The sequence below is a fragment of the Capnocytophaga sp. oral taxon 324 str. F0483 genome, assembly GCF_000318315.2.
Classification (GTDB): domain Bacteria; phylum Bacteroidota; class Bacteroidia; order Flavobacteriales; family Flavobacteriaceae; genus Capnocytophaga; species Capnocytophaga ochracea.
Window position 1 is genome coordinate 262 of sequence record NZ_KB291505.1, and the last position, 10,342, is coordinate 10,603.

Genomic DNA, 10,342 nt, shown 5'->3' on the forward strand with positions numbered 1-10,342 from the left:
TGCGGCTCGCACCTTTGGCAAAGTTGATTACTGGCATTTCCGGTATTATTGGCATTTCCCTCATTGCTATTTTGCAATTATTTTGTACTTTTGCACCCAATAACTCAAAAAACAAACAAGCGTATGGCTAAGAATGTAGTGATTGTAGAGTCGCCTGCCAAGGCTAAAACCATTGAAAAGTTCTTAGGTAAGGACTACAAAGTAGTATCCAGCTATGGGCATATTGTCGATTTGCCCTCCAATGAACTGGGCGTAGATATACAGCACGGTTTTAAACCTAATTACCTCATCTCTAACGACAAAAAAAATCTTGTAAAAGAACTCAAAGCACTCACGTCCAAAGCCGAAGTAGTATGGCTCGCTTCCGATGAAGACCGTGAAGGAGAAGCTATTGCGTTTCATCTTTCCGAAACACTCAAACTAAAAAAGGAAAATACCAAACGCATCGTTTTTAACTCCATTACCAAATCGGCTATTGAAAACGCTATTAAAAACCCTCGTGGTATCGATTATAATCTGGTGAATGCTCAGCAAGCACGCCGTGTACTCGACCGCCTCGTGGGCTATGAACTCTCTCCCGTACTGTGGAAAAAAATTAAAAGCGGACTCTCAGCAGGACGCGTACAGTCGGTAGCAGTACGCCTTATCGTAGAACGCGAACGCGAAATACAAGACTTCAAAACGCAATCCTCTTACCGAATTACTGCCGAATTTATCACCTCAGAAGGCAAAGTTGTAAAAGCCTCTTTGCCTAAGAATTTCGACACACAAGCCGAAGCCGAAAACTTCTTGCAACAGAATATCGGAGCGCATTTCAAAGTGCAATCATTAGAAACCAAACCAGCCAAGAAAATGCCTGCGCCCCCCTTCACTACTTCCACCCTCCAACAAGAAGCCGCACGCAAACTGCACTTCTCAGTAAGCAAAACAATGACGGTAGCCCAACGCCTCTACGAATCTGGTTTTATCACCTATATGCGTACCGATAGCGTGAATCTTTCACAAGAAGCGCTCAACACTGCCAAAAACGCTATCGTGCAACTCTTCGGAGCTCAGTACAGTCAAGTGCGCAATTTCGCCACTAAAAGCAAAGGCGCACAAGAGGCGCACGAAGCCATTCGTCCTACCGATATGAGTCGTACTTCTATCTCTGCTGAACCCGATCAGAATAAGCTATACGAACTGATATGGAAACGCACCCTTGCCTCACAAATGGCAGATGCTCAAATAGAGCGCACTACCGTAAAAATAGAAGCTGATAAGCACAAAGAACACTTCGTAGCCAATGGCGAAATGGTACAGTTCGATGGCTTTTTAAAAGTGTATTTAGAAAGTACCGACGACGAGGAAGAAGAACAAGAAGGAATGCTCCCCAATCTCAAAAAAGGAGAAGCTCTTACGCATCGCTATATTACTGCTACCGAGCGTTTCACTCGTCCACTACCTCGTTATACTGAGGCTTCGCTGGTGAAAAAGTTAGAGGAACTCGGTATCGGACGCCCATCTACTTATGCTCCTACCATTTCTACGATTCAAAACCGCGGATATGTGGAACGTAGCACACTCGAAGGTGAAGTGCGTCCCTATCAGCAACTCACCCTTGCAGGCAATACTATCAAAACACAAACCCTTAGCGAACGAGTAGGTGCCGATAAAGGTAAGCTCGTTCCCACCGATATAGGTAGTGTAGTAAACGATTTTCTCGTCTCCCATTTCGATACGATAATGGACTATAATTTCACTGCCAAAGTAGAAAATAGTTTCGACGAAATAGCCGAAGGCACTGAGAATTGGACAAAGATGCTCACACAGTTTTATAATCATTTTCACCCCGTAGTAGAAAATGTTGAAAAGCATACAGGTCGTGAAACAGGTGAACGCGTGCTGGGTACCGACCCTAAATCAGGTCGCCCTCTCAGCGTACGCTTAGGTCGTTATGGAGCTATGGCGCAAATAGGGAATCCCGACGATGCCGAAAAGCCTATTTATGCAAGTCTATTGGCAGGTATGTCTATCGAAACGATTACTTTTGAAGAAGCCCTCAAACTCTTCGAGCTTCCTCGTCAGTTAGGCATTGTCGATGGTAAGAATGTAGAAGTGAATGTAGGGCGTTTCGGACCCTATGTGCGCTACGGCGATGCTTTCATATCACTTGATAAAGGTGAAGACGTTTTCAGTGTAACTCTCGAGCGGGCTAAGCAACTCATCGGCGAGAAGAAAAAAGCTGACGCTCCTATTGCCACCTATCAAGGAGTGGAAGTTACCAAAGGTGTAGGTCGTTTTGGTCCCTTTATTAAGTGGAACAACACTTATATAAACGTTACCAAAAAGTACAATTTCGACCATCTTAGTCAGCAAGATGTAGAAGAACTTATAGAAGATAAGCTCAAAAAAGAATCGGAAAAGGTAGTGAAAGAATGGGACGAAGGAGCTATCCGTATAGAGAAAGCTCGCTGGGGACGTTTTACCCTCCTCAAAGGTAAAACCAAAGTAGAACTCCCCAAAGACACCGATATAGCAACTTTCACCAAAGAACAAGCTCTTGCCCTCCTAACCGAGAAAAAGCCTAAACCTAAAAAAGCCACTTCTAAGAAGAAATAATACAATAATAATAGGCTATCAAAAAGATAAGATTTCTTTCTTGACAGCCTATTTTGTATCATAAAATAAGTATTTTTATAATGTAAATCTGAGAAATGATTATCTCTGATTTACAACTTCATAGTCTTTTTTGCGTCACATCTCCCCCTTTGGAGGGGGCTGGGGGGAGGTTTATAATCAATAAGTTATTTAATCCTTGATTGATATTTATAATACTGTTTTTTTTAATTCCGCAATCGTTTGAGTAGGGTTAGTAGCATTGAAGATAAAACTGCCTGCTACTAAGGCATCAGCACCTGCCTCTACAAGTGCTTTGGCATTCTTTAAACTCACACCACCATCTATTTCTATAATTGCGTGTGCCCCTACTTGTTCAATAAGTGCTTTAGCTTGACGCACTTTCTTATAAGTATTTTCAATAAATGACTGTCCACCGAATCCAGGGTTCACACTCATCAGCAAGAGTACGTCTATATCTTGAATAACATCTTCTAACAAAGCGACAGGTGTATGCGGATTGAGGGCTACCCCTGCTTTCATTCCCTCTGCTTTAATTGCTTGTATAGTGCGATGCAAGTGCGTACACGCCTCGTAATGCACAGTAAGTATATCACTACCGAGCTTAGCAAAAGTGCTAATATAGCGGTCGGGGTCAATAATCATCAAGTGAACATCTAACGGCTTAGTAGCGTGTTTGTGAATCACTGAAAGCACGGGCATACCATAAGAGATATTAGGCACAAAAACACCGTCCATAATATCGATATGAAACCAATCAGCTTCGCTGGTGTTTACCATTTCCACGGCTTGTTGCAGGTTACCGAAATCGGCAGCTAATAATGAAGGAGCGAGAATCATATTTTTAATGTTTAATGATTAATGTTTAGTGATTTATTTATGAAGCAAAAGCAATTTTTAGTATACCATCGTCATTAGCCAACACTGCCCTCTAGTGAAATCTCTAAGAGTTTTTGAGCTTCAACAGCGAACTCCATTGGCAGTTTGTTAAGCACTTCTTTGCCAAAGCCATTTACGATAAGTGAAATCGCTTTCTCGGTATCAATACCCCGCTGATTGCAGTAGAAAATCTGGTCTTCACCAATCTTAGAGGTAGTAGCTTCGTGCTCTATTTGAGCAGTAGGATTTTTAGCTTCTATATAAGGAAATGTATGCGCTCCACAGAGGTTACCCATCAATAGAGAGTCGCATTGAGAAAAATTGCGTGCATTTTTAGCATTAGGCACTACTTTCACCAATCCGCGGTAGCTGTTTTGTGATTTTCCCGCCGAAATACCCTTAGAGATAATCGTAGATTTGGTGTTATTGCCTAAGTGTATCATCTTAGTACCCGTATCGGCTTGCTGAAAGTGGTTAGTAACCGCAATTGAGTAAAATTCGCCTATAGAATTATCCCCTTTGAGCACTACTGAAGGGTATTTCCAAGTAATAGCAGAGCCTGTTTCTACTTGTGTCCACGATATTTTGGCATTTTTCTCAGCCAAAGCACGCTTGGTTACGAAATTATATACACCGCCTTTACCGTCTTTATCTCCAGGAAACCAGTTTTGAACGGTAGAGTATTTAATTTCGCCTCCCTCCATTGCGATGAGTTCTACCACTGCGGCGTGCAATTGGTTTTCGTCGCGACGTGGAGCAGTACATCCTTCCAAATACGATACATAAGCACCTTCATCAACAATGAGGAGGGTTCGCTCAAACTGTCCTGTTCCTGCTTGATTGATACGGAAATAAGTAGAAAGCTCCATAGGGCAACGCACCCCTTTGGGTACATAGCAAAAAGACCCATCAGAGAAGACTGCTGAGTTAAGAGCTGCGTAGAAATTATCGGTTTTAGGTACGACGGTACCAAGGTACTTACGCACCAAGTCAGGGTGTTTTTGTATCGCTTCGGAGATAGAACAGAAGATAATGCCTCGTTCTGCTAATGTTTTTTGAAAAGTAGTTGCTACTGAAACGGAGTCCATCACTACGTCCATTGCTACGGCAGGTTTTTCTTCTTCTACTCCCGCAAGGCGCTTTTGTTCTTCAAGAGAGATACCGAGTTTTTGGAAAGTTTCCAATAGCTGAGGGTCTACCTCATCAAGGCTGTTAAGTTTAGGTTTCTGTTTAGGAGCAGAATAATAAGCAATATCTTGAAAGTCGGGAGTTTCAAACTTGAGATTTGCCCAATGAGGAGGCTCTTCCATCGCTTGCCACGCACGGAAAGCTTCTAAACGCCAATCGGTCATCCACTGGGGTTCGTTTTTCTTTTTAGAAAGGGCTATTACCACTTCCTCGTTGAGCCCCTTAGGAAAAGTTTCTGATTCGATATCTGTATAAAAGCCGTATTTGTATTCGCTGTTTTCTAATTCTTCTTTAAGTTCTTCTTCTGTATATTTAGCCATAATTCCTTTTAGATAAGAGGTAAGAGATAAGAGGTAAAAACTCCTCTTATTTATACCGAGATGCGATTTTACAAAGCGCAAAGATAGTACTTTAAATTGAATCTAAAATACTATCTTTATAATTATTTTGTTTGAGAGATAGAGTTTGCCTATAGTTAAGCTATTGGGTAAGACTGTCTAACAACTGATGTACTGCATCGCTATTCCAGCGTGCAATACCGTCTTTCTGAGCGCGTACATAACCGTTTTTATCTACTATGTAACCTGCAGGAATCTTATCGGGGTCAAAAGGTTTTTTAGGAGCTTCGATAATGAGGTAGGTAACTTTGAAATGAAAATTGCGCTTTTGCATCATTTCATCTACTGGCTCAGGGAGCTCATTGGTGATGATATAAAAATCCACTTTATCCTTATAAGCATCGTAGAGTTTTTCGACTGCATAAAGATCGGCTACACTGATTTCACGCCAAGAAGAGAAAAAGTATACAAATGATGGTTTCTTACCTTCGGTTTGGGAATAGTTAAACTGCACATTATTGCGGTCTTTCAGTTGCCAATCGAAGTCTATTTTACGAGCTTTATCAGCGGGAATAATATCTACCGAGCCAGCAAAGACACGCTGTAGTAATATCTTACTTTCGTACCCCAAAGGAGTTATAAAGAAAGAAATCACAAAAAGAATAAGTAGTAGGTTGAGTATGGTACGTTTTTTCATAAACTAATTTTATTGATAGCGATTGCAAAGGTAATACTTTTTTTTCTAATTGAGAAACTTACTTCAATATCAGACATCAAATAGCTTTTCGTGTTACTCATCTATTTAATTTATAATCAATTACTTTTTGCTTCCTGTAATTGCACATTTTAAAGCTAATACACTTCCCAAATGTACTCCCTCGTGTGAAATATTGAAGTAAATAGCTTCTTCAATAGTATTGAGTTCGTACTCTATGCCCGTTACATAATGATTATAGTGCTTAAAAATTCCTTTTTGATAATCAGTTTCGAGCCAATTTACAGTGCTGATGAGAAGCTCTTTTAGTTCCTCTATCTCGGCAGAAGTAGGGATATGTCCATCGGGGATGGTGCCTTTGCGATAACGCTCTACAAACTCAGGGGTGAGATAAGTAGGCAGGTCGCTATTGGCATAGCAATAATTTTGCTGGGTAACCACGCAGTGAGCGAGATTCCACAAGATATTGTTTTTAAAGCCCGCAGGAATGATTGCTAATTCTTCAGGGGTAAAGCTATTGAGCAATTTGAGTTGTCGCTCACGCAATTTTCGGTATAAGGTAAATACTTCTTTCATATATTTAAAAATCAAAATCAAAGTCGTTGAGTTCGTCTAATTTAGTATTTTCTTCTTCCGTAAGCACTTCTTGTAAAAGTTCGGCAGTAGCTTCTTTGCCAGTACCCCAAAGGTCTCCTAAAAGTTCAGCGATACTGTTCTTTTGGTTAGGCTCAAAATCGGAAAAAGCACGGCGCAAGAACACTACTGAGCGCATAAACTGCTCTTCGTCCAATTGGCGTACATAGTTGTCTAACTCTTGCCATATAATCGTACGCGATAGCAATGCGTATCTATTTCTTCCTGAAAAGCCTTCAAACCACGAGGCTCCTAAATCGGCGGGGACACCTGCTGAAAGACGGCGTGACACTTCTTTTCCGCATTGTTCTTCAGTAGCTAAATTGTGCTCTAACAATATAGCAAAGGCTACCCCCGAGAGCTTGGTGTTCACATCGTCGCGCCACGCAAGGTGGGTAAGTTCTTTTTGCCACGTTTCGGTATCTACCAATTCGTATTGCTGTTCGGCTATGAACTCCATAGTATTGATAGCTTCTACTATTTGTTTAGAGGCTTTGTCATCACAAGATGAAGCATCTATCAGTAATAACGAAGCACGGAGGAAAAGCTGTTGCAAGATAGGTTTCAGCGGTTCGAGATTGAACTGACGCAAATCACCGTACTGTATAAGCACCGAGAGCTCATGTGCAGCAAAGGCAGTTTCGGCAAAACTATTACTATCTACCAAAAGGCGTTGCAAGGTGCTGAGCGCATTGCTAAAAATATGCGTAAGCTGACATTCGCAAGCCTGCCTAATGATTTTAGCTACTACTGAAAGGTCGGTGCTTTCGTTGAGCTGTTCTTTGAGTACAAAAGCTGTGGCTATTTCAAGCGTTTCACCTTTAAGGTTAGCTTCTACAATTTCTATTTCGACCTCAGGACTCCACTGTAACACCCATTTCTCTGCCCACGAGGCTTTATCCTGCTGTACGTGCTGCTGGGTGGCAAAGTGAATGCCCAACACTTCCAAGCGATGGAGGAATGTAGAGCGATTTAGGTCTATAAAAGCAGCTTCTTTGGTTCTTACTTTTAAGTTCTCACGCAGGTCGAGGGTGAGGTCTTGCGCTACCGCCGATTTGTAGTTGGTGAGCTTTAAGCGTTTCAGCTCTTGGTTCATATCCTCTTGTACGGGCGTCTGGCTCACCCCTTCGGGTAATGCCCCAATAGCCGTACCGATATCTACCTTATTGATAGCTTCGGCTACCACAGCAAGGTCTCCCCCACCAAAACAAGTAACCACTGCATCGTGGAGGTCTTGCAACACAGGGTAAGTACCGCCTTTCATAGCCGAAAGCACATTAGCAAGACGCACCGCTTCAATTACGCTAGCAGAAGAGGCATTTTGCCCTTGAGCACGCAAGATTTTGGCTACTTTAGTAAGATAGACAGCTGAGAGCTGATTGAGGGTGTTTTCGTGCATCGCTTGCCACATCAGTTCAAAGTAATAAGGAGCCGTATTGCCCGCTCCATAACCTGTGCGGCTGCTAAGACGCAAATAGGAATAAGGCATCAGGGTGAGTTGAGAGGTAGCTTTGGGGAGCTTTTTAAGTTCGTCATCAGTCATAGCAGGTAAGCTGTTTTGGATACCTGATAAGTGGTAAGCCCCTACGATTACTACTATTTCTTCGGGTTTGAACTCGGTGCAAGCCTTAGCAATCTCACGTTTCATATATGCCTCACGAATGAGATTATACGAGAAATCGAAAGGCGCGTTTTCATATTCTTTATCTATGACCATTTGGCGCATTTCATCCGATTGCAAGGCAAGTGTGGGTGCAAAAGCATCAGGATTGAGATTGTGTTCAAAATGGCGTTCCCAATAATCTTCATAGTCGGTTTCGCCCCCCTCTTCGGCTATTTGCTTGTAGAGGGTATTGTGGTAGAGATAAAATTCTTTGGCTTTTTCGGCTTCTTCCTCCGTGCGTTGCTCCTGCTTCAATTTCAGCATATTCTCCGAAGGCAAATCGATGAAACGAAGTGTTACCTTCTTCTTCACTCCCCAACATATTGCTTGATATTCGGGAGAATAAGACGCAAATGGATAGAGCACTGTTTCGATAGGCAATTCGGTAGTATAGCCCAGCATAGCAATAGGAGGTTTTACCCCCTTTTGTGCTATTTGAGATATCATAGGAGTAGCATCGGCAGGACCTTCGATGAGAATACACTTGGGGTTGTTTTCCTCTAAGAAGGCGATTAAATGATAGGCTGCCGAAGGCGACAGATGCCTTACACCGAAAAAGTGAATGTTATTCATAATAACTGAGGGTGCGTTCTATAATTTGTCGGGGTTCACCGTTGATGAAAGTCGTTTTGGCAATCCAATTACCTCGATTATCGTATTTATACTCGTAAGTCGCTACATTCTTCTGTTTTTGAGGTAGTTTATTTTCTGCTTGTAGTTTGATACAATCTCCTTGACTATTGTATTTTTTGGTAGTAATATTCACCAACTTATTGTCTTTGTCGTAAGTGCGATTGCGTTCGGCTAAATGCTGTTTATTGAACTTGCTTTCTACCCTTTGCAACAAATTGCCCTGAGCATCGTAGTAGCGCATCTCGACAGGGTCGCCTTGTTTGTTGTAAGTATAAGCTATGGTAGACTCTAACTGATTGGCGTGATAAGTTTCCTCTTTTAGCACTTTGCCATTGGTATCTACTTGATAGTTATAATGCGTTTTTAAGAAACCCCCAGGTGAATAGGTCGCATCTTTGATAAGATAGCCTTCGGGGTTGTAGACATAAAGGGTTTTATCGGAATTGTAACGGGTTTCAAACAGTTGCCCTTGCGGATTATAATAGTATTCCATACGACTGTACAACTCACCGTTTTTGAAGAAAAAACGCATTTGAGTAAGATACCCATTGGGGTTGAAATCTTTTTGAAGATTGTCGAGGTTACCTATCTTGACTACTGTATCCAAATCGCGGTCGATAGCTCCTTTTACGAATGTTTTTCCTTGGGTAACTACCTCGTAAGGGATACTGCGCTGACTTTTCACTTTTCCTTTGAGTCCTGAGAGTTCCCAATCGGTAGGGGCTTTGTGTTGAGCAGTGAGGATAGTGGTTGCGATGAATAGGATAGATGTGATTAGATATTTCATTAGTTATGAGTTATCAATTAAGAGTTATGAGTTGTGCAAAGGTAGGGATTAATTATGAATTGGCAAAAAAAGAAAGAGGAATTGATTATTTTTAGTCAATTCCTCTTCCTCGTTTAATCAAAATTCAGTATTAAATTACTTCATTGAGGTAGGCTTTGAGCATCCAAACGGTTTTCTCTTGTTCGGTTACAAAGTCGCTCATTAGATTATTAGTACCTTCATCACCTATTTCGTCGGAGAAGTCTAACAATTCTCTTTCCAAAGGTAATAAAGTGCTAATGGTATTGATTATCAGGCGTACGGTTTTATCATCGTCGAAAATGTTTTCGCCTACGGGAACAGAAGTGTGCTTTACATAGCTCTCGAGAGTGTGAAAAGGCACACCACCGAGGGTAAGAATACGCTCAGCTATTTCGTCGACTTGTTCTTGTGCGGTATTATAAAGTTCTTCGAACTTCACGTGTAGTTCAAAGAAGCGTTTTCCTTTTACGTTCCAGTGTACACCGCGCAAGTTTTGATAATACGTTTGATAATTGGCAAGCAGTACATTTAGCAAGCCGATTTCTTTTTCTACTTTGGCTTTATCAAGCCCTAAGGTATTTAAACTCATAATTTGTTATTTTAAAAATTCTACGGTGCAAAGGTAGCAGTTTTTTTGCAAAGAAGAGGTACTGGATTTATAGATTTTTTTAATTTTAAAATAATGGTAATTAATAGTAGAGAATGAGAAAATGAGAGAATGAGAGAATGAGAGAATGAGAAAATGAGAAAATTAGCAGATTAGTAAATGGAGGCGGAGAAAAACGAAAGATATCAGAAGTGGGTTAAAAGGAATTTTGATGAAAAAAGGCTATGAGGAGGGTGGGGTTAGCTTATAGAGAGCTTAT

8 protein-coding genes are annotated in these 10,342 nt (G+C 41.4%); 1 reads left to right on the top strand and 7 read right to left on the bottom strand.

Annotation, left to right across the window (positions count from 1 at the left end):
• The first annotated feature begins 123 nt into the window (after positions 1 to 123).
• Positions 124 to 2,601 (top strand): type I DNA topoisomerase, encoded by a 2,478-nt coding sequence (gene topA / locus HMPREF9072_RS03720; protein WP_009410590.1) that lies wholly within the window; start codon positions 124 to 126, stop codon positions 2,599 to 2,601.
• A 207-nt stretch (positions 2,602 to 2,808) separates the two neighbouring features.
• Here topA and rpe read toward each other — a convergent pair whose 3' ends face one another.
• The 7 genes from rpe to HMPREF9072_RS03755 all read right to left on the bottom strand — a co-directional run bounded on the left by rpe (position 2,809) and on the right by HMPREF9072_RS03755 (position 10,065).
• Positions 2,809 to 3,459 (bottom strand): ribulose-phosphate 3-epimerase, encoded by a 651-nt coding sequence (gene rpe, locus HMPREF9072_RS03725; protein ID WP_009410591.1) that lies wholly within the window; start codon positions 3,457 to 3,459, stop codon positions 2,809 to 2,811.
• 74 nt (positions 3,460 to 3,533) lie between these two features.
• Positions 3,534 to 5,006, bottom strand: a complete 1,473-nt coding sequence (gene sufB / locus HMPREF9072_RS03730) for a Fe-S cluster assembly protein SufB (RefSeq protein WP_009410592.1) — start codon at positions 5,004 to 5,006, stop codon at positions 3,534 to 3,536.
• A gap of 160 nt (positions 5,007 to 5,166) precedes the next feature.
• The gene (locus HMPREF9072_RS03735; RefSeq protein ID WP_009410593.1) at positions 5,167 to 5,721 is read right to left on the bottom strand and encodes a redoxin domain-containing protein; all 555 of its coding nucleotides are present in this window, start codon (positions 5,719 to 5,721) and stop codon (positions 5,167 to 5,169) included.
• 120 nt (positions 5,722 to 5,841) lie between these two features.
• Positions 5,842 to 6,315 carry a DinB family protein gene (locus tag HMPREF9072_RS03740; RefSeq protein ID WP_009421924.1) on the bottom strand — a complete coding sequence of 158 codons (474 nt, stop codon included), beginning with the start codon at positions 6,313 to 6,315 and terminating at the stop codon, positions 5,842 to 5,844.
• Positions 6,316 to 6,319: 4 nt separating this feature from the next.
• Positions 6,320 to 8,608 (bottom strand): DUF5682 family protein, encoded by a 2,289-nt coding sequence (locus tag HMPREF9072_RS03745; RefSeq protein ID WP_009410595.1) that lies wholly within the window; start codon positions 8,606 to 8,608, stop codon positions 6,320 to 6,322.
• On the bottom strand, positions 8,601 to 9,455 hold the full coding sequence (locus HMPREF9072_RS03750) for a hypothetical protein (protein ID WP_009410596.1): 855 nt from the start codon (positions 9,453 to 9,455) through the stop codon (positions 8,601 to 8,603). The genes HMPREF9072_RS03745 and HMPREF9072_RS03750 overlap by 8 nt, the downstream gene beginning before the upstream one ends.
• A gap of 130 nt (positions 9,456 to 9,585) precedes the next feature.
• A complete protein-coding gene (locus HMPREF9072_RS03755; RefSeq protein ID WP_009410597.1) occupies positions 9,586 to 10,065 on the bottom strand; it encodes a Dps family protein in 480 nt (159 codons plus the stop codon).
• Positions 10,066 to 10,342: the final 277 nt, after the last annotated feature.

Coding starts and splice junctions, on each gene's coding strand:
- topA (WP_009410590.1), top strand. CDS start 124: ATGGCTAAGAATGTAGTGATTGTAGAGTCGCCTGCCAAGGCTAAAACC.
- rpe (WP_009410591.1), bottom strand. CDS start 3,459: ATGATTCTCGCTCCTTCATTATTAGCTGCCGATTTCGGTAACCTGCAA.
- sufB (WP_009410592.1), bottom strand. CDS start 5,006: ATGGCTAAATATACAGAAGAAGAACTTAAAGAAGAATTAGAAAACAGC.
- HMPREF9072_RS03735 (WP_009410593.1), bottom strand. CDS start 5,721: ATGAAAAAACGTACCATACTCAACCTACTACTTATTCTTTTTGTGATT.
- HMPREF9072_RS03740 (WP_009421924.1), bottom strand. CDS start 6,315: ATGAAAGAAGTATTTACCTTATACCGAAAATTGCGTGAGCGACAACTC.
- HMPREF9072_RS03745 (WP_009410595.1), bottom strand. CDS start 8,608: ATGAATAACATTCACTTTTTCGGTGTAAGGCATCTGTCGCCTTCGGCA.
- HMPREF9072_RS03750 (WP_009410596.1), bottom strand. CDS start 9,455: ATGAAATATCTAATCACATCTATCCTATTCATCGCAACCACTATCCTC.
- HMPREF9072_RS03755 (WP_009410597.1), bottom strand. CDS start 10,065: ATGAGTTTAAATACCTTAGGGCTTGATAAAGCCAAAGTAGAAAAAGAA.